Here is a 19,754-nt window from a genome sequence, read left to right as displayed (position 1 = left end):
CGATCGAAAGATCGGCTTTTTTTATGCCTGAACAGAAGGCGCAGCGGCAAACTCGACCAGTAAGGGGTTATGGTCAGAGGCCCGCGTTACCAGTACCGTGGCATCATCAACCTGCAAGCCACGATAAAAAACAAAATCCAGCGGGCGACCAAATGCTTTACGGCGATGATCGTCAGTAAAGCGCACCTCGCGTAATCCCATCTCACGCGCGAAGCGATACAGGGCATTCATACGCTGGCGGCTCCAGGCGTTAAAATCCCCGGCCATAATTACCGGCCCATTATGATGAACCAGCTGCTCCCCTATTGGGCCCAGCTGCTTACTGTAAACATCAATGCCCAGACTAAAATTGACCGCGTGGACATTTACCACCATCAACATCCTGCCATCGGGTAGCGGATAGGCGGTAATTAGCGCAGATTTAGCGAGGCGCAGCAGCGGCTCACGCTCGCGTAACGGGCAACAGTAAACCGGATGCGCGGCTGCCAGCGTCATCACGCCTGAAGGGTGTTGAGGCAGCACAAAAGCCGGTACCTGATCGGCGGCAAGATAGTTGGAAGTAGCAAAACGAATCAGCTCTGGAGTCGTTTGCGCTTCCTGTAGCAATACCAGCTGCGCTTCTTTACCGAAGGTTTGCAATACTGACATCCAGTCAGCACGTTGCTGTTTGAAGATATTCCATACCAGTACGCGCAGTGAGGCACCTGGAGTAATCGGCGCGCCGGGCGGACGCGCCTGCCCCACATGCAGCATTCCATTAGGAGGAAAGATCCTTTCCACCGGTTGGCCAGCTACATATCTCATGGCATAGGTTTTTTTGCGCACGATACCGCCCGTCTTGAAGTGACTACAACAGATACTGCCTTCAGTTATAGGGTCTACCGCGACGACTTTCAATCAATGTGGTGGAATTTACCTTCCGGACAGGCAAGCAAATGTTACGATAGTAACAAATTTAGACATTACTCATATCTGCTACCCTCTTCGGTAGGCAACAGGTAAAACAGTTAGGGAGACGGGGTGAAAGCATCCTCAGATGAACTGAAGATATTTGTCACGGTGGTAGAGAGCGGCAGCTTCAGTCGTGCGGCCAGGCAGCTTGAGCTGGCAACATCTGCCGTCAGCCGCGCGGTGAAGAAGCTTGAGGCTAAGCTGGGCGTTGAGCTGTTGACGCGGACGACGCGTCAACTCAACCTGACCCAGGAAGGCGAAGGTTACTTCCGCAAGGTCCAGAAACTGTTACAGGAGATGGCGGCAGCGGAAAGTGAGCTGATGGAAAGTCGCCAGGTACCGCGTGGACTACTGCGGGTTGATGCTGCAACGCCGGTGGTACTCCATCTGCTGACGCCAATGATGGCTGCTTTCCGGCAACGTTATCCGGAGATGACGCTCTCACTGATATCTTCTGAAACCTTTATTAATCTTATTGAGCGCAAGGTAGACGTAGCTATTCGCGCCGGTAATCTGACTGATTCCAGCCTGCGGGCACGCCCTCTGTTTACCAGCTACCGTAAAATGGTCGCCTCACCTTGCTGGCTGGCACGTCATGGCTCGCCCGCCAGCGTTGAAGATCTGGCGCAGCATGACTGTCTTGGATTTGTCGAGACGCCAGCACTTAACCGCTGGCCGATAGCCCAGCCTGACGGTGAACTCTATACGATTCAGCCAGCGATATCGGCGAACAGCGGAGAAACGCTAAAGCAGCTTGCTCTGGCGGGAAACGGTATTGCCTGCCTGTCAGATTATATGATCGATAAAGAACTTAGTATGGGATCGCTGGTAGAAGTGCTGGCGGACAGGCGTTTGCCGGTAGCAATGCCGTTTAGCGCGGTGTATTACAGCGATCGCGCCGTCAGTAACCGCGTCAGGGCCTTTATTGATTTTCTTAGCGAATGGATTAACGAGCACCGCATGCCGTAAAACTCATTTGCCCTTTCTCTCTGGCGGAACCCGATAAAGACGATTTAACGGTTAACGACGCTGACAGTGAGGGATTATGGTGTGAAGACGGCGAAACTGCTGCGCTGAGCGCACAAAAGCAAAAAGCCCTGACATGACTGTCAGGGCTATTGCTAATAAAGTGGCGGAACGGACGGGACTCGAACCCGCGACCCCCTGCGTGACAGGCAGGTATTCTAACCGACTGAACTACCGCTCCACCGAATACTGCATTATCAGCACAACTCCGCTGATAACCGGCTCCGCCCGCGGGCGTTACCTTAATTTGATGCCTGGCAGTTCCCTACTCTCGCATGGGGAAGCCCCACACTACCATCGGCGCTGCGGCGTTTCACTTCTGAGTTCGGCATGGGGTCAGGTGGGACCACCGCGCTCTCGCCGCCAGGCAAATTCTTGTCGCCGGAACGCGCTTTTACCCGCTCCCGCTTGATGCTTTAATCCGGTGAACAAACTGAAAATTCTCGCGTCTCTCTCTTTCCCCAAAACGCTTCCGGCGTTGTAAGGTTAAGCCTCACGGGTCATTAGTACCGGTCAGCTCAACGCATCGCTGCGCTTACACACCCGGCCTATCAACGTCGTCGTCTTCAACGTCCCTTCAGGAGGCTCAAAGGCCTCAGGGAAGACTCATCTCGAGGCAAGTTTCGTGCTTAGATGCTTTCAGCACTTATCTCTTCCGCACGTAGCTACCGGGCAGTGCCATTGGCATGACAACCCGTACACCAGCGGTGCGTTCACTCCGGTCCTCTCGTACTAGGAGCAACCCCTCTCAGTCTTCCAGCGCCCACGGCAGATAGGGACCGACTGTCTCACGACGTTCTAAACCCAGCTCGCGTACCACTTTAAATGGCGAACAGCCATACCCTTGGGACCTACTTCAGCCCCAGGATGTGATGAGCCGACATCGAGGTGCCAAACACCGCCGTCGATATGAACTCTTGGGCGGTATCAGCCTGTTATCCCCGGAGTACCTTTTATCCGTTGAGCGATGGCCCTTCCATTCAGAACCACCGGATCACTATGACCTGCTTTCGCACCTGCCCGAGCCGTCACTCTCGCAGTCAAGCCAGCTTATGCCATTGCACTAACCTCACGATGTCCGACCGTGATTAGCTGACCTTCGTACTCCTCCGTTACGCTTTGGGAGGAGACCGCCCCAGTCAAACTACCACCAGACACTGTCCGCAGCCCGGATTACGGGCCTACGTTAGAACACCAGCCATTAAAGGGTGGTATTTCAAGGGCGGCTCCACGCGGACTGGCGTCCGCGCTTCAAAGCCTCCCACCTATCCTGCACATCAAGGACCGGTGTTCAGTGTCAAGCTGTAGTAAAGGTTCACGGGGTCTTTCCGTCTTGCCGCGGGTACACTGCATCTTCACAGCGAGTTCAATTTCACTGAGTCTCGGGTGGAGACAGCCTGGCCATCATTACGCCATTCGTGCAGGTCGGAACTTACCCGACAAGGAATTTCGCTACCTTAGGACCGTTATAGTTACGGCCGCCGTTTACCGGGGCTTCGATCAAGAGCTTCTCCTTACGGATAACCCCATCAATTAACCTTCCGGCACCGGGCAGGCGTCACACCGTATACGTCCACTTTCGTGTTTGCACAGTGCTGTGTTTTTAATAAACAGTTGCAGCCAGCTGGTATCTTCGACTGGCCTCGGCTCCGGGAGCAAGTCCTTCACCTACGCGCCAGCGTGCCTTCTCCCGAAGTTACGGCACCATTTTGCCTAGTTCCTTCACCCGAGTTCTCTCAAGCGCCTTGGTATTCTCTACCTGACCACCTGTGTCGGTTTGGGGTACGATTCCGCGTTACCTGGAGCTTAGAGGCTTTTCCTGGAAGCAGGGCATTTGTTGCTTCAGCGCCGTAGCGCCTCGTCATCACGCCTCAGCCTTAAGCATCCGGATTTGCCTGGATGCTCAGCCTACACGCTTAAACCGGGACAACCGTCGCCCGGCCAACATAGCCTTCTCCGTCCCCCTTCGCAGTAACGCCGAGTACGGGAATATTAACCCGTTTCCCATCGACTACGCCTTTCGGCCTCGCCTTAGGGGTCGACTCACCCTGCCCGATTAACGTTGGACAGGAACCCTTGGTCTTCCGGCGAGCGGGCTTTTCACCCGCTTTATCGTTACTTATGTCAGCATTCGCACTTCTGATACCTCCAGCATGCCTCACAGCACACCTTTCGCAGGCTTACAGAACGCTCCCCTACCCAACAACACTTACGTGTCGCTGCCGCAGCTTCGGTGCATGGTTTAGCCCCGTTACATCTTCCGCGCAGGCCGACTCGACCAGTGAGCTATTACGCTTTCTTTAAATGATGGCTGCTTCTAAGCCAACATCCTGGCTGTCTGGGCCTTCCCACATCGTTTCCCACTTAACCATGACTTTGGGACCTTAGCTGGCGGTCTGGGTTGTTTCCCTCTTCACGACGGACGTTAGCACCCGCCGTGTGTCTCCCGTGATAACATTCTCCGGTATTCGCAGTTTGCATCGGGTTGGTAAGCCGGGATGGCCCCCTAGCCGAAACAGTGCTCTACCCCCGGAGATGAATTCACGAGGCGCTACCTAAATAGCTTTCGGGGAGAACCAGCTATCTCCGGTTTGATTGGCCTTTCACCCCCAGCCACAGGTCATCCGCTAATTTTTCAACATTAGTCGGTTCGGTCCTCCAGTTAGTGTTACCCAACCTTCAACCTGCCCATGGCTAGATCACCGGGTTTCGGGTCTATACCCTGCAACTTAGCGCCCGGTTAAGACTCGGTTTCCCTTCGGCTCCCCTATGCGGTTAACCTTGCTACAGAATATAAGTCGCTGACCCATTATACAAAAGGTACGCAGTCACCTAACAAGTAGGCTCCCACTGCTTGTACGTACACGGTTTCAGGTTCTGTTTCACTCCCCTCGCCGGGGTTCTTTTCGCCTTTCCCTCACGGTACTGGTTCACTATCGGTCAGTCAGGAGTATTTAGCCTTGGAGGATGGTCCCCCCATGTTCAGACAGGATACCACGTGTCCCGCCCTACTCGTCGAACTCACAGCGCATGCGCTTTTGTGTACGGGACTGTCACCCTGTACCGTGCGCCTTTCCAGACGCTTCCACTAACACACGCGCTGATTCAGGTTCTGGGCTCTTCCCCGTTCGCTCGCCGCTACTCAGGGAATCTCGGTTGATTTCTTTTCCTCGGGGTACTTAGATGTTTCAGTTCCCCCGGTTCGCCTCATGCCACTATGTATTCATGACATGATAGTGCAACGGATTGCACTGGGTTTCCCCATTCGGGTATCGCCGGTTATTGCGGTTCATATCACCTTGCCGGCGCTTATCGCAGATTAGCACGCCCTTCATCGCCTCTGACTGCCAGGGCATCCACCGTGTACGCTTCGTCGCTTAACCTCACAACCCGCAAGCGTCTCGTGAGACACTTACCGGCGCGAGAAATTGAGAGACTCTGAACGGCTTCTGTAAAAAAGCCGCTCTTTCAAATTTTCAGCTTGTTCCGGATTGTTAAAGAGCAATATCTTAAAGCCGACTCGCTAAAGTCAGTTTTAAGATATGGGGGCAGGTAACTTTCACTTACGTACCAGCAAGTGGCGTCCCCTAGGGATTCGAACCCCTGTTACCGCCGTGAAAGGGCGGTGTCCTGGGCCTCTAGACGAAGGGGACACTGAGTCTGCTTCGCAAGACGCCTTGCTCATGCTTTCTATCAGACAATCTGTGTGAGCACTTCACCGAATGGTATCCGCTGGTAAGGAGGTGATCCAACCGCAGGTTCCCCTACGGTTACCTTGTTACGACTTCACCCCAGTCATGAATCACAAAGTGGTAAGCGCCCTCCCGAAGGTTAAGCTACCTACTTCTTTTGCAACCCACTCCCATGGTGTGACGGGCGGTGTGTACAAGGCCCGGGAACGTATTCACCGTGGCATTCTGATCCACGATTACTAGCGATTCCGACTTCACGGAGTCGAGTTGCAGACTCCGATCCGGACTACGACGCACTTTGTGAGGTCCGCTTGCTCTCGCGAGGTCGCTTCTCTTTGTATGCGCCATTGTAGCACGTGTGTAGCCCTGGTCGTAAGGGCCATGATGACTTGACGTCATCCCCACCTTCCTCCGGTTTATCACCGGCAGTCTCCTTTGAGTTCCCGCCATCACGCGCTGGCAACAAAGGATAAGGGTTGCGCTCGTTGCGGGACTTAACCCAACATTTCACAACACGAGCTGACGACAGCCATGCAGCACCTGTCTCACGGCTCCCGAAGGCACAACCGCATCTCTGCAGTCTTCCGTGGATGTCAAGACCAGGTAAGGTTCTTCGCGTTGCATCGAATTAAACCACATGCTCCACCGCTTGTGCGGGCCCCCGTCAATTCATTTGAGTTTTAACCTTGCGGCCGTACTCCCCAGGCGGTCGACTTAACGCGTTAGCTCCGGAAGCCACGAGTCAAGCTCACAGCCTCCAAGTCGACATCGTTTACGGCGTGGACTACCAGGGTATCTAATCCTGTTTGCTCCCCACGCTTTCGCACCTGAGCGTCAGTCTTCGTCCAGGGGGCCGCCTTCGCCACCGGTATTCCTCCAGATCTCTACGCATTTCACCGCTACACCTGGAATTCTACCCCCTCTACGAGACTCAAGCCTGCCAGTTTCGGATGCAGTTCCCGGGTTGAGCCCGGGGATTTCACATCCGACTTGACAGACCGCCTGCGTGCGCTTTACGCCCAGTAATTCCGATTAACGCTTGCACCCTCCGTATTACCGCGGCTGCTGGCACGGAGTTAGCCGGTGCTTCTTCTGCGGGTAACGTCAATGACGAACCGTATTAAGGCTCATCCCTTCCTCCCCGCTGAAAGTACTTTACAACCCGAAGGCCTTCTTCATACACGCGGCATGGCTGCATCAGGCTTGCGCCCATTGTGCAATATTCCCCACTGCTGCCTCCCGTAGGAGTCTGGACCGTGTCTCAGTTCCAGTGTGGCTGGTCATCCTCTCAGACCAGCTAGGGATCGTCGCCTTGGTGAGCCGTTACCCCACCAACAAGCTAATCCCATCTGGGCACATCCGATGGCGTGAGGCCCGAAGGTCCCCACTTTGGTCCGAAGACGTTATGCGGTATTAGCCACCGTTTCCAGTGGTTATCCCCCTCCATCGGGCAGTTTCCCAGACATTACTCACCCGTCCGCCACTCGTCAGCGAAGCAGCAAGCTGCTTCCTGTTACCGTTCGACTTGCATGTGTTAGGCCTGCCGCCAGCGTTCAATCTGAGCCATGATCAAACTCTTCAATTAAAGTCTGATGCTCAGAGAAAAACGTCGTAATGAATTACGTGTTCACTCAGAGACTTTGATACTGCAATTAGTTTGCGATATCCGTTCCGTGAGTGCCCACACAGATTGTCTGATAAATTGTTAAAGAGCAGTGCAACAGGGCGCTTCGCCGTGCTGCGAGGTGGCGTATATTACGCTTTCCTCTTTCAGAGTCAACCCCTTTTTCGGGAAGTTTTTCTCCGGCGATTCAGAACCGCTGAACCGCTCAACACCGCGTGGCGTAAGCCGTTGTGCCGTGTCGATGGAGGCGCATTATAGGGAGTAATTCGGGCCTGACAAGCGCTAATTTCAACTTTTTTGCTGTTTGCTGGAATTTCGCGCAAAACAGCCGATTTTAAGCCTGTTTTATCCGTGCAGGCAGCTCTGCGAGGCTATCAATTACCCAATCCGCTGCTTTTTCACCCTCTTCCGTTACTGGCTTGCCGCTGCGCACCAGTACCGTCGTGCCTACACCAGCAGCCTTCCCAGCCAGCACATCATCAATTTTGTCGCCAACCATATAAGAAGCAGCCATATCGATATTGAGATGTTTCATGGCGCTTAACAGCATACCTGGCTGCGGCTTGCGACAGTCACATACCTGACGTAGCGCCTCAACGGCCGCCTCTGGATGATGAGGACAATAATAAATGCCGTCGAGATCAACTCCCCGGTCAGCCAGCGACCAATCCATCCACTCGGTTAACTGCATAAACTGCTCTTCACTGAAGAGGCCGCGAGCAATCCCGGACTGGTTAGTGACCAGCACCAGCGCATAGCCCATTTTCTTCAGCGCCTGCATCGCCTCGATAACGCCATCAATAAACTGGAAATCATCAATCTCATGGACATAACCATGGTCCACATTCAAGGTGCCATCGCGATCGAGAAAAATCGCCGGTACTTTAGCTGTCACGTAGAAACTCCTGCTGCCGAATATAGAGGTCAGTATCGCATGATTGTAATAAAAGAGAGAATGGCAGATTGAATCTCTTAGATTGATTTAGACGTCTGGATGCCTTAACATCCATTTCAAATTTTGTTGGCCCGATCGAACAAAACAGAGCTACACCACGGATAACTTCATCGCGATAGATAACCAATAATTCAATGATAAAACTTAATAATATTACTAAAGTCTTTCAGCAGGGCGTACGTACCATCACCGCGCTGTCTGATGTTACTTTGCATGTCCCGGCCGGACAAATTTACGGCGTGATTGGTTCATCAGGCGCAGGTAAGAGTACCTTGATTCGTTGCGTCAACCTGCTGGAGCGGCCAACATCCGGCAGCGTCCTGGTCGATGGACAGGATTTAACCGCGCTTTCCGAAAGCCAGTTAACGCTGGCCCGCCGTCAGATCGGCATGATTTTCCAGCATTTCAACCTGCTTAATTCCCGCACCGTTTTTGGTAACGTGGCGCTACCGCTTGAGCTGGATAACACGCCACGTGAAGCTATCAAGGCGCGCGTCACCGAGCTGCTGGATCTGGTTGGGCTGGGAGATAAGCGTGACGCCTGGCCTGCCAACCTTTCCGGTGGTCAGAAGCAGCGCGTTGCTATTGCCCGCGCACTGGCAAGCAATCCGAAGGTTCTGTTGTGTGACGAGGCCACCAGCGCCCTCGATCCGGCAACTACCCGAGCTATTCTGGAGCTGCTGAAGGATATCAATCGCCGCCTCGGCATTACTATTTTGCTGATTACTCATGAAATGGATGTAGTAAAACGCATCTGCGATCAGGTTGCGGTAATCAGTGACGGGCAGCTGATTGAGAAAGACAGCGTAAGTGAAGTGTTCTCTCATCCCAAAACGCCGCTGGCGCAGCAATTTATTCAGTCAACGCTGCATCTCGATATCCCGGAAGATTATCAGCAGCGTCTGGCGGCACAGGCATCCGCAGACAGCGTTCCTCTGCTGCGTCTGGAGTTTACCGGTCAATCAGTTGATGCTCCGCTGCTGTCGGAAACCGCCCGCCGCTTTAACGTAAACAACAATATTATTAGCGCTCAGATGGATTACGCGGGCGGCGTAAAGTTCGGCATTATGCTGGCTGAGATGCACGGCAGCGAAGAGGAAACAACAGGCGCGATCGCCTATTTACAGCAGAACCATGTGAAAGTAGAGGTATTAGGGTATGTCTGAAGCAATGATGTGGTTGTTGGCCCGCGGCATCTGGGAAACGCTGATGATGACCTTCGTCTCTGGCTTTTTCGGTTTTGTGATCGGCCTGCCGGTGGGCGTTTTGCTTTATATTACCCGTCCCGGTCAGATTATGGCGAACAACAAGCTCTATCGGGTGCTTTCCGCACTGGTAAATATCTTCCGCTCGATTCCCTTTATTATCCTGCTGGTATGGATGATTCCTTTTACCCGTGCCATCGTCGGCACTTCCATCGGCCTGCAGGCGGCAATCGTTCCGCTGACCGTTGGCGCCGCGCCTTTTATTGCACGCATGGTAGAGAACGCCCTGCTGGAGCTGCCTGGCGGATTGATTGAGGCCTCACGCGCAATGGGCGCCACGCCGATGCAGATCATTCGTAAAATCCTGCTGCCGGAAGCCTTGCCGGGGCTGGTAAATGCGGCCACTATTACTCTGATTACGCTGGTCGGCTACTCCGCCATGGGCGGCGCGGTTGGCGCAGGCGGTCTCGGACAGATTGGCTATCAGTATGGCTATATCGGCTATAACGCAACGGTGATGAATACCGTATTGATCCTGCTGGTTGTGCTGGTTTATCTCATTCAGTTCTGTGGCGATCGCATCGTTCGTGCGGTTACACATAAATAAGCAAACATCAATTCTTACGATTAAGGAAGGGATATGTCTTTTACGTTTAAAAAAATCGCCGCCGTGGGCGCGCTGCTGGGTGCAATGGCACTGACCGGCTGTGGGCAGGAAGAAAAAGATCCGAACCACATTAAAGTGGGCGTGATTGTGGGCGCTGAACAGCAGGTTGCTGAAGTGGCGCAGAAAGTAGCGAAAGACAAATATGGCCTGGACGTTGAGCTGGTTACTTTTAACGATTACGTGCTGCCTAACGAAGCGCTGAGCAAAGGCGATATCGACGTCAACGCCTTCCAGCACAAACCTTATCTGGATGCGCAGATTAAAGATCGTGGCTATAAGCTGGTGCCGGTAGGTAATACTTTTGTTTATCCGATTGCAGGCTATTCGAAAAAAATTAAATCCCTGAACGATCTACAGGATGGTGCCCAGGTTGCCATTCCTAACGATCCGACCAACCTTGGTCGTTCCCTGCTGCTGCTGGAGAAGGTAAATCTGATCAAGCTGAAAGAGGGTGTAGGCCTGCTGCCGACCTCTCTTGATATCGTGGAAAACCCGAAAAAGCTGAAGATTGTTGAGCTGGAAGCACCGCAGCTGCCCCGTTCGCTGGATGACGATCAGATTGCTCTGGCGGTCATCAATACAACCTACGCCAGCCAGATCAACTTAACTCCAGAGAAAGATGGTATTTTCGTTGAGGATAAAGACTCTCCGTACGTTAACCTGCTTGTGGCACGCGAAGATAACAAAGATGCCGAGAACGTGAAGAAATTTGTGCAGGCCTATCAGTCTGACGAAGTGGCTGAAGCAGCCAACAAAATTTTCAACGGTGGCGCGGTCAGAGGCTGGTAATAACGACGTAACAGAGCGGTTTTTTTAGCCCCTCTGCCAGTGGTTATTCGGCTTAATGCCCTCCTTCAGGCGGTCCACAGATTTGACGATAACAGGCGTTTTACGCTTATCGTTGGATCGGGTGGGCCGCTTTTTTGCTGTTTGCCATAAGCGATCGCAACTTGTCATTTAGCAGATTGCTTGCTTCAATAACGCCAATTTTTAGAAATGAGGATAGATTGATGCGCGCGTTACCGCTCTGTTTGTTGGCGCTCTCGCTAACGGGATGCTCTTTGCTGCACAAGCCCTATAAGCCTATTCCCGCGCCAGAGCCTAAACCGACGCCCGTTGAGTCGCATCCCCGTCCAACGCCCCGCCCGGTGCCGGTTAAGCTTTATACCGATATGAATGAACTGGTCAGTAATCCTTTCCGCGATTTAGGCGAAGTTTCCGGGGAAGATTGTCAGGTCAGCCGCCAGGATTCACCGGCCAATATTAATACCGCCCGTAAACGTATGCAGATCCGCGCTTCCTACATGAAAGCTAACGCTGTGCTGTTGCATAAATGCGAAGTGCTGAGCGAAAGCCAGGGCTGCTATCGTCACGCAGTTTGTCAGGGCACCGCGCTGAAAGTCTCCGGTAAATGAGCGAGTTTGCCTTTACACAAATCGGCGTCATTAAATCGCCGTGGAAAGAGAAATTTGCCGTACCGCGTCAGCCTGGATTAATTGAGGATGGCGGCGGCGAACTGCGTCTACTTCCGCCTTATAACCAGCAGGAGGCAGTACGCGGTCTGGAGTCCTTCAGCCACTTATGGCTGTTGTTTGTGTTTCATCAAACGATGGCAGGCGGCTGGCGTCCCACCGTGCGCCCTCCCCGTCTCGGCGGCAATACACGCATGGGCGTTTTTGCCACGCGCTCCACTTTTCGCCCTAATCCAATCGGTATGTCGCTGGTAGAACTTAAAGGGATTCACTGCCCTCAGGGTCAGGTGATTCTGGAGTTAGGCAGCCTGGATCTGGTAGATGGAACGCCGATAGTGGATATCAAACCTTATCTGCCTTTTGCCGAGGCGTTACCCCAGGCGCGCGCGGGTTTTGCGCAACATGCGCCAGAGGCGGAAATGCCGGTACGTTTTTCACCGCAGGCGCAGCAGCAGCTGACACGCCATCAGTCACGCTATCCGCAGCTGACGCGTTTTATTACCCAGGTGCTGGCACAGGATCCTCGTCCGGCCTATCGTAAAGGTGAAGAGCCGGAACGCGAATATGCCGCCTGGCTGCTTGATTTCAACGTGCGCTGGCGCGTAACGGCGGAAGGAACTGAGGTGCTGGCGCTCGATCCGCGCTAATTTATCCTCCCCTCTCTTTTGAGGTGCATCGCTCGCTGTTACACTACCGCCACTATTTTCAGGTCATCCTTTGACTATTTTCCGCCCAAACTGGAATCTTACAGATGCGTACTACTCAATATCTGCTCTCCACCCTTAAGGAGACGCCGTCCGATGCCGAAGTAATCAGCCACCAGCTGATGCTGCGCGCCGGTATGATCCGTAAACTGGCCTCCGGCCTTTATACCTGGCTGCCGACAGGCTTACGCGTACTTAAAAAAGTTGAAAACATCGTGCGCGAAGAGATGACTAACGCCGGTGCGATTGAAATCTGCATGCCGGTCGTGCAGCCTGCCGATCTGTGGCAGGAGAGTGGCCGCTGGGAGCAGTACGGCCCGGAGCTGTTACGCCTGGTTGACCGCGGCGATCGTCCATTTGTACTCGGCCCGACGCACGAAGAAGTTATTACCGATCTGATTCGCAACGAGCTGAGCTCCTACAAGCAGCTGCCGCTGAACCTGTTCCAGATTCAGACCAAATTCCGCGATGAAGTGCGTCCACGCTTCGGTGTGATGCGTTCACGCGAATTTATTATGAAGGACGCCTACTCCTTCCATACTACGCAGGAATCGCTACAGGAAACTTACGACGCGATGTACCGCGCCTATAGTGCCATCTTCAGCCGTATGGGGCTGGATTTCCGTGCAGTACAGGCGGATACCGGCTCCATCGGCGGCAGCGCATCCCATGAATTCCAGGTACTGGCGCAGAGCGGTGAAGATGATATCGTTTTCTCTACCGAATCGGATTACGCAGCCAATATCGAGCTGGCTGAGGCCGTTGCCCCGACAGGTGAACGCCCGGCACCGTCGCAGCCATTAGCACAGATCGATACGCCAAACGCTAAAACTATCGCTGACCTGGTTGCGCAATTTAATCTGCCAATCGATAAGACGGTAAAAACGCTGATCGTTAAGGCCAGTGAAGAGAGCGGTCATCAGCTGGTCGCGCTGCTGGTACGCGGCGATCACGAGCTGAACGAAATCAAAGCGGAGAAAGTGGATATCGTCGCCGCGCCGCTGGAATTTGCCACCGAAGAAGAGATTCGTGCAGCGATTGGTGCGGGTCCTGGCTCACTCGGCCCGATTGGTCTGACGCTGCCGGTGATTGCCGATCGTACCGTAGCGAAAATGAGCGATTTCAGCGCAGGTGCCAATATTGACGGTAAACACTATACCGGCATTAACTGGGGCCGCGATCTGGCAGAGCCGTTACAGATTGCCGATCTGCGCAATGTAGTAGAAGGCGATGTCAGCCCGGATGGTAAAGGCACGCTGCTGATCAAGCGCGGTATTGAAGTGGGACACATCTTCCAGCTGGGCACCAAATACTCTGAAGCGATGAAAGCCGCTGTTCAGGGTGAAGACGGTCGTAACCAGACGCTGACCATGGGCTGCTACGGCATCGGCGTAACGCGCGTGGTAGCAGCAGCGATTGAGCAAAACCATGACGATCGCGGCATCATCTGGCCTGCGGCGCTGGCACCGTTCCAGGTGGCGATTCTGCCAATGAACATGCACAAATCTTTCCGCGTGAAAGAACTGGCGGAAGAGCTGTATACCACGCTGCGCGCCAAAGGTATCGAGGTATTGCTGGACGATCGTAAAGAGCGTCCAGGCGTAATGTTCGCCGATATGGAACTGATTGGTATTCCGCACACTATCGTGCTGGGCGATCGCAACCTCGATAACGATGAGATCGAATATAAAGCGCGCCGTGCCGGAGAGAAGCAGATGATCAAACGCGATCGGATCGTTGATTTTCTGGTAGAAGCGATCCAGGGCTAATTGCCGTTACGCTAAGCGCTAACGAAAAAGCCCCTGAGCTTATTTAATCATGCTCAGGGGCTTTTTTATTACTTCGCCGCGATCCGCTTTTGCGACAGGCATTTTTAATAACGTCAGAATTTATAAATTAACGTACCTTTCCGCGCAATGCTTTGGTGGCGCTACGCTGCGCCTTACCCTCCAGCCGACGCCGCTTAGAGGCCAGTGTCGGACGCGTCGGGCGGCGTGCTTTTTCTTCTACCGTTAACTCGCGAATCAGATTCTCCAGCCGCTTCAGCGCCGCTTCACGATTCATCTCCTGGCTGCGATACTCCTGCGCTTTAATAATCACCACGCCTTCGGCGGTGATCAGATGGTGGCTGGCTGCCAACAAACGTGATTTATAGTATTCCGGCAGTGACGAGGCGCGAATATCAAAACGCAGATGAATCGCGGTGGCGCTTTTATTCACATGCTGCCCGCCAGCGCCCTGGGCGCGGATAGCACTTATTTCCAGTTCGTCGTCACTGATAGCAGCATGACGTGACAATACAATCATAATTTTTATCCAACTGGCGGCGGCGAAAACGGCACGCGACGCTAAAAATGTTCCGGTTACAGTGTGACCTCCACAGGCAAAAGGTCAATGCTTTTGCTCCTGCTCTACTTTTCGGTGGTTGTAATCAAGCTATCTCGTCACCATATCAGCCAGCCTTGCCTGGCACACGTGCTCTGTCAGCAGCACAAATAAATACGCTGCTCGCCAGGCTGATTTCCCGCTGGCGGCTATGTTATAGTCGCTGAAGACAGAGATTTACGCTCTGAAAGGAGGTGCATGTGCAGAAATATTGTGATTTGGTTCGTCAGAAGTACGCTGAGATCGGCGGTGGCGAACTGGGATACGTGCCCGACGCCATAGGTTGCGCGTTAAAAACACTGAATGAGATAGCGGCTAACAGCACGCTAGACTCTTCCGTCAGGGAACAGGCGGCCTATGCCGCTGCAAACTTAATGGTGAGCGACTATGTTGACGAATGAAGCCTATAAACCGATCAATTGTGACGATTACGATACCCTGGAGCTTGCCTGCCAGAAAAACTGGGCGTTAACACTCGATCTGAAAAATGGCGAGCAGCTAACGGTGAAGGCGAAAGACATTTTTACCCGTAAAAATGTCGAGTATCTGGCGGTAGAGGATACCGGCGAAGCACGTGAACTGCGGCTGGATCATATCGCCAGCTTCAGTCATCCAGAGCTGGGTACGGTAGTGGTCAGCGAATCTGATTAACCGGCGGGCGGGCCTGCCCGCCCTGCACTTTTACGGCTTGATCGAGTGATAATAAGCCGCTAAATCCGCCATATCCGCCTCGCTTAACCCGCTAACAAACGCCTTCATCACTTCCGCCTGCCCCCCGCTGCGTTCCCCTTTCTTATAGGCCTGCAACGCATGTTGTAAATAGTCCGCGTTCTGCCCGGCCAGATGAGGATAGAGCGAAACCGAGGCTTTTCCCTCTGCACCATGACAACCGCTACAGGCGGCGGCCTTCTCCTGCCCGGCGGCAACGTTTCCCGCCGCCAGCACGGGCGTGGTAACCAATGCCAGCGTCAGGATTAACAGGCTCTTCATACAGATTCTCCAGTCGCATTTTTTTGCCAGTCGATATGCCAGCCGGTGCCTGATACAGCGCTCCCTTCACGGCAAACGAAGGTATCCAGCGCGGCGATCAGGGTATCGTTGTAATAGATTAGCGGCGTCGTTTCTCGCTGCCAGGGCGGCACACCGCACTCCTGCCATAGCTTTTTAATCGGGCGATGTCCGCCGCGCCCGACAATAGCAAAGCTGCCCTGCGCCTGGAAGCGTATGCTAACCGTTTCATCGGCGCGTGGCGGCCGGATTTCGGTACCCGTCTGCGCCAGACACAACGTGCCAAGCCCGTGCGGCAGGCTAAGCGGCTGCTGCATATCAGGCCAGGCCAAAACCTCATCACGCAGCGAAGGGCGCAGCGGCAGCCAGTAAAGCGCCTGACGATAGCGACGTACTTCATGATCGCCCAGCCGTAGCCGGGGTGCGGCATCCTCGCGGGCGCAAATCACCTCCAGCCACAGACGCTGCATCGCATCACGTGACGGCATTTTTCCGCCGCACAGCGCTATCCAGCGGCGCAGCAGCGCGGCGCGGCGCGCTTCGCTCAACGTATGAAAATCTGCGATTTGCAGCGCACCATCCGGCTGCATACGCTGTTGCAGCGATTCCGCCAGTAGCTCATCCAACAGTTGTTCCTGCTCGCCGCACAGTGCCGCGCTACGCGCTGCCGCATCGGCAAAATGCGGCCAGCGTGCATTCAGCAACGGCATAATCCGCTGGCGCAGGAAATTGCGGTCGTAGCGGGTATCCTGATTGCTTTCATCCTCTACCCAGCAAAGCTGATGTTGATGTGCCCACTGCTCCAGTTCGGCACGGCGACAGCGCAGCAGCGGACGCAGCAGACGATGTTCACCCAGCGTCATGCTAGAAGGCATTGCCGCCAGCCCCGCCGGCCCGCTGCCGCGTTTCAGCGCCAGCAACAGCGTTTCACACTGATCGTCAAGATGCTGCGCGGTCACCAGCGCCTCACCAGGTAGTAGATGGCGGCGAAACGCCTGGTAGCGCCCTTCTCTTGCCGCCGCCTCGATCCCCTTATCGCGCCCGTCCACCGTGATCCGTTCCAACAGAAAGGGGACGTTCCACTGCTGGCAAAGGGCGCGACAGCGATCTGCCCAGCTGTCGGCATTGGCGCTAAGTCCGTGATGAATGTGAATGGCACGCAGATGAAGTTCAGGCAGCCGCTGACGTAACAGCGTAAGCTGATGCAACAGCACGGTTGAATCCAGCCCGCCGCTAAAAGCCACCAGCAGCTTTCGCTCATCGCTCAGCCATTGTTCAAGTTCTGCAAGCTGCGTCATGAAAAATCCGTTGCGGAAAAACGGCCATCACAGGATGACTGTAAAGCGGCTATTTTACGCCTGATAAAGTTCCAGCGGCAAATTATCCGGGTCGTGGAAAAAAGTGAAGCGCCTGTCGGTCAGCGGATCGACGCGCACCGGCTCGCAGGCAATGCCCTTTTGCTGTAAAAGACGACAGGCAGCATCAACATCCTCAACGGCAAAGGCCAGATGCCGCAGCCCGCACGCCTCAGGATGGCTTACCCTGGCGGGCGGCGTGGGAAAAGAGAAAAGCTCAATCATATACTGGCCGTTCAGCGCCAGATCGCCTTTCCATGAGTCCCGCGCCTCGCGATATACTTCCTGTTGCAGGGTGAAGCCGAGAATATCGCAGTAAAATGCCTTACTGCGCGCATAGTCGCTGGCGATAATCGCAATATGATGCATCTGTTTAATGCCTAACATAACGGCTCCTGAATGACCACTTATCGCTGAACCCTACCCGCTCCTTTACGCTGAAGCAAGGCGGCAAACTCTGCAAAATCAATGCTCGCCAACAGGGATCGCCGGTTCCTCCTGCTTTAACACGCGTACCAGGTAGCTTCCCTCTTCCGTCAGCTTAGCGCCGTGAATATCGGTTTCAAAGCCGGGATAGTGACGCCCGACGGCGCAAAGCATCAGCAGGAAATCGAGCACCGGGCGGCTCGCCTCGGTAATCATCTCGCCGGGCATCACCAGCGGTACGCCGGGCGGATAAGGCAAAATCATATTGGCGGAGACGCGTCCAATAAGCTGATCAATCTCTATGGTTTCCACCTCTCCTTTAACCTGAAGCTGGAACGCCTGATGCGGCGTCATTTTCATCTCCGGCAACACGTCAAACGCCTTCAGCATCAGGCGCGGCAGATCGTGCTGGCGGATCAGCTGATGAATGCCCTGCGCCAGCGTCTGGATACGCATATTGCGATAGAAGTCGGGATCTTCCGCATAGAGATCCGGCAGAATATTTTTGACGCGCAGGTTAAGATCGTAGGCGCGTTTAAAGTCCAGCAGCGCACGCAGCAGCCCCATCGCCCTGGTTTTATCAATGCCGATGCTGAACAGGAACAGCAAATTATAAGGCCCGGTTTTTTCCACCACGATGCCGCGCTCATCAAGGAATTTTGCTACCAGCGCCGCCGGAATACCCTCTTCCGCCATCTCGCCCTGCTCGCTCATGCCCGGCGTCAGAATAGTTACCTTGATCGGGTCGAGATACATATGATCGCGATCGGCATCGATAAAACCGTGCCAGTCTTCTTCTCCCGGTTGGATCGGCCAGCACTCCGCCTCATCGATACCGTCCGGCTGCCAGATATCGAAGAACCAGCTGTCAGATTCTTCCCGCAGCCGCTGGATCTCGCGCCGGAAATGCAGCGCCCGTTCCACCGAGCGGTTAATCAACCGACGCCCGGGATTACCACGCAGCATCGCCGCTGCCGTTTCGATCGAGGCAACGATCGAGTAGTTAGGCGAGGTGGTGGTATGCATCATATAGGCTTCGTTAAAGGTCTGCTCGTCGTAGTCGCCTTTAATATGGATCAGCGAAGCCTGGGAAAAGGCGGCCAGCAGCTTATGCGTTGACTGGGTTTCATAGATGACCTTGCCGGGAGTACGTTCACCACTCATGCCGCTTTTACCGGCATAAATTGGATGAAAATTGGTGTAGGGCACCCAGGCGGAATCAAAATGAATGGAAGGCACTTCCAGCGTCTCTTTGATATAGCGCGTGTTGTAGAGCAGGCCATCATAGGTGGAGTTGGTGATAACGGCGTGAACCGGCCAGGCGGCGTGTTCGGTCTGCGCCACTTTCAGCGCGATGCTTTCGCGAGTGAATTCGCGTTTTGGAATGCCGCCGAGAATCCCCAACGCGTTACGTGTCGGCTTCAGCCAGATCGGCACGATATCGCTCATCATCAACAGATGGGTTAAGGATTTATGGCAGTTGCGGTCGATCAGCATGGTGCTGCCCGCCGGAACCGCATACATTCCAACAATTTTATTCGAGGTGGAGGTGCCGTTGGTCACCATGTAGCTCTGCTCAGCGCCGAAGGTACGGGCGATATACTCTTCCGCCTCCAGATGCGGTCCGGTGTGATCGAGCAGCGAACCCAACTCGGTCACGGAAATCGAGGTATCCGCCTTCAGCGTATTCGGGCCGTAGAAATCATAAAACAGCGTGCCGACCGGGCTTTTCTGAAAGGCGGTCCCGGCCATATGGCCTGGCGTACAGAAAGTATATTTGCCCTCTTTGACATAGGTGAACAGCGCGCGGGTCAGCGGTGGCGTAATATTCTCAATATATTCATCGGTATACTGGCGGATTCGCTGGGCGATATCTTCCGCCACGCCAAGCGCATATTCAAAGAACCACAGCGCCATGCGCATCTCATTGATGCTGATATTCATCGTCGAATGGGTATTGATAAAGGCGTAAAGCGGCAGGTACTCATTCAGCTGGTTAATCTCGCTGCATAAATCCAGGCTGTACTCATCCCAGTCAAAGATTACGCCGCAGATACGCGGATTGTGTTCGATTAGCTTGACCAGATCGTTGGCATCTTTCGGGTAGATAGGTTCAAAGCCCTGGGCGATCAGCGCCTGATGCAGCTGGCGCATCGGCTCATCTTTATAAAAGGCGTTATGCGGTCCCATTATCGCAAGAATATTCAATTCGCACCTCCTGGTGATGAGCGATAAAGAATAAGCATAGCGAAGTGTGGGCAAGACGTTAAACAGACCTGCCGGA

The 19,754-nt window shown here is 54.1% G+C and carries 16 protein-coding genes, 2 tRNA genes and 3 rRNA genes; 9 read left to right on the top strand and 12 right to left on the bottom strand.

The genetic code is table 11. The features are described 5' to 3' along the window. Positions 1-21: 21 nt before the first annotated feature. The gene (locus C7M51_RS00840) at positions 22-825 is read right to left on the bottom strand and encodes an endonuclease/exonuclease/phosphatase family protein (RefSeq protein ID WP_160619726.1); all 804 of its coding nucleotides are present in this window, start codon (positions 823-825) and stop codon (positions 22-24) included. A 195-nt stretch (positions 826-1,020) separates the two neighbouring features. Between C7M51_RS00840 and yafC the strand changes: the two genes are divergently transcribed. After that, positions 1,021-1,920, top strand: a complete 900-nt coding sequence (gene yafC / locus C7M51_RS00835) for a DNA-binding transcriptional regulator YafC (RefSeq protein ID WP_160619725.1) — start codon at positions 1,021-1,023, stop codon at positions 1,918-1,920. A gap of 161 nt (positions 1,921-2,081) precedes the next feature. On the opposite strand, the gene C7M51_RS00830 is transcribed toward yafC, so the two are convergent. The 6 genes from C7M51_RS00830 to gmhB all read right to left on the bottom strand — a co-directional run bounded on the left by C7M51_RS00830 (position 2,082) and on the right by gmhB (position 8,188). Further along, positions 2,082-2,158 (bottom strand) — tRNA-Asp (locus C7M51_RS00830). Positions 2,159-2,229: 71 nt separating this feature from the next. Next, positions 2,230-2,345 (bottom strand): 5S ribosomal RNA (gene rrf / locus C7M51_RS00825). A gap of 114 nt (positions 2,346-2,459) precedes the next feature. Next, positions 2,460-5,360 (bottom strand): 23S ribosomal RNA (locus tag C7M51_RS00820). A gap of 195 nt (positions 5,361-5,555) precedes the next feature. Then, positions 5,556-5,630: transfer RNA gene (locus C7M51_RS00815), tRNA-Glu, on the bottom strand. 83 nt (positions 5,631-5,713) lie between these two features. Continuing rightward, a 16S ribosomal RNA gene (locus C7M51_RS00810) occupies positions 5,714-7,254 on the bottom strand. Together the 16S, 23S and 5S rRNA genes with 2 tRNA genes alongside form the textbook arrangement of a ribosomal RNA operon. A 373-nt stretch (positions 7,255-7,627) precedes the next feature. Next, positions 7,628-8,188: a D-glycero-beta-D-manno-heptose 1,7-bisphosphate 7-phosphatase gene (gene gmhB / locus C7M51_RS00805; protein WP_160619724.1), complete on the bottom strand. Its 561-nt coding sequence runs from the start codon at positions 8,186-8,188 to the stop codon at positions 7,628-7,630. A 194-nt stretch (positions 8,189-8,382) separates the two neighbouring features. Between gmhB and metN the strand changes: the two genes are divergently transcribed. The 6 genes from metN (at position 8,383) to proS (ending at position 14,065) form a co-directional block, all read left to right on the top strand. Continuing rightward, a complete protein-coding gene (metN, locus tag C7M51_RS00800; RefSeq protein ID WP_160619723.1) occupies positions 8,383-9,414 on the top strand; it encodes a methionine ABC transporter ATP-binding protein MetN in 1,032 nt (343 codons plus the stop codon). Further along, positions 9,407-10,060, top strand: a complete 654-nt coding sequence (locus C7M51_RS00795; RefSeq protein WP_160619722.1) for a methionine ABC transporter permease MetI — start codon at positions 9,407-9,409, stop codon at positions 10,058-10,060. Before metN ends, C7M51_RS00795 begins: the two co-directional genes overlap by 8 nt. Positions 10,061-10,093: 33 nt before the next feature. After that, positions 10,094-10,909 (top strand): MetQ/NlpA family lipoprotein, encoded by an 816-nt coding sequence (locus tag C7M51_RS00790; protein WP_160619721.1) that lies wholly within the window; start codon positions 10,094-10,096, stop codon positions 10,907-10,909. Positions 10,910-11,130: 221 nt separating this feature from the next. Then, positions 11,131-11,535 carry an Rcs stress response system protein RcsF gene (rcsF, locus tag C7M51_RS00785; RefSeq protein ID WP_160619720.1) on the top strand — a complete coding sequence of 135 codons (405 nt, stop codon included), beginning with the start codon at positions 11,131-11,133 and terminating at the stop codon, positions 11,533-11,535. Then, on the top strand, positions 11,532-12,239 hold the full coding sequence (tsaA, locus tag C7M51_RS00780) for a tRNA (N6-threonylcarbamoyladenosine(37)-N6)-methyltransferase TrmO (protein ID WP_160619719.1): 708 nt from the start codon (positions 11,532-11,534) through the stop codon (positions 12,237-12,239). The genes rcsF and tsaA overlap by 4 nt, the downstream gene beginning before the upstream one ends. 104 nt (positions 12,240-12,343) lie before the next feature. After that, on the top strand, positions 12,344-14,065 hold the full coding sequence (proS, locus tag C7M51_RS00775; protein WP_160619718.1) for a proline--tRNA ligase: 1,722 nt from the start codon (positions 12,344-12,346) through the stop codon (positions 14,063-14,065). 127 nt (positions 14,066-14,192) lie between these two features. On the opposite strand, the gene arfB is transcribed toward proS, so the two are convergent. Further along, complete coding sequence (gene arfB, locus C7M51_RS00770) at positions 14,193-14,603, bottom strand: alternative ribosome rescue aminoacyl-tRNA hydrolase ArfB (RefSeq protein ID WP_160619717.1); 411 nt, start codon at positions 14,601-14,603, stop codon at positions 14,193-14,195. Between the two features lie 278 nt (positions 14,604-14,881). On the opposite strand from arfB, the gene C7M51_RS00765 reads away from it, so the two are divergent. Both C7M51_RS00765 and rof read left to right on the top strand, forming a co-directional pair. Further along, positions 14,882-15,082, top strand: a complete 201-nt coding sequence (locus C7M51_RS00765) for a YaeP family protein (protein WP_160619716.1) — start codon at positions 14,882-14,884, stop codon at positions 15,080-15,082. Further along, on the top strand, positions 15,069-15,332 hold the full coding sequence (rof, locus tag C7M51_RS00760; protein WP_160619715.1) for a Rho-binding antiterminator: 264 nt from the start codon (positions 15,069-15,071) through the stop codon (positions 15,330-15,332). Before C7M51_RS00765 ends, rof begins: the two co-directional genes overlap by 14 nt. A 30-nt stretch (positions 15,333-15,362) precedes the next feature. On the opposite strand, the gene C7M51_RS00755 is transcribed toward rof, so the two are convergent. The 4 genes from C7M51_RS00755 to C7M51_RS00740 form a co-directional block, all read right to left on the bottom strand. After that, positions 15,363-15,671 (bottom strand): c-type cytochrome, encoded by a 309-nt coding sequence (locus C7M51_RS00755; protein WP_160619714.1) that lies wholly within the window; start codon positions 15,669-15,671, stop codon positions 15,363-15,365. Further along, the gene (gene tilS, locus C7M51_RS00750; protein WP_160619713.1) at positions 15,668-16,987 is read right to left on the bottom strand and encodes a tRNA lysidine(34) synthetase TilS; all 1,320 of its coding nucleotides are present in this window, start codon (positions 16,985-16,987) and stop codon (positions 15,668-15,670) included. The genes C7M51_RS00755 and tilS overlap by 4 nt, the downstream gene beginning before the upstream one ends. Positions 16,988-17,041: 54 nt before the next feature. Next, positions 17,042-17,431: a VOC family protein gene (locus C7M51_RS00745; RefSeq protein WP_160619712.1), complete on the bottom strand. Its 390-nt coding sequence runs from the start codon at positions 17,429-17,431 to the stop codon at positions 17,042-17,044. A gap of 78 nt (positions 17,432-17,509) precedes the next feature. After that, entirely contained in the window at positions 17,510-19,678 is a 2,169-nt protein-coding gene (locus C7M51_RS00740) for a lysine decarboxylase LdcC (protein ID WP_160619711.1), read from the bottom strand. Between the last annotated feature and the right edge of the window lie 76 nt (positions 19,679-19,754).

This window comes from Mixta intestinalis, from assembly GCF_009914055.1.
In the GTDB taxonomy this organism is placed as follows: domain Bacteria; phylum Pseudomonadota; class Gammaproteobacteria; order Enterobacterales; family Enterobacteriaceae; genus Mixta; species Mixta intestinalis.
Note: the sequence above shows the minus strand (reverse complement) of the source record. Positions and strands in the feature narration are given on the sequence as shown.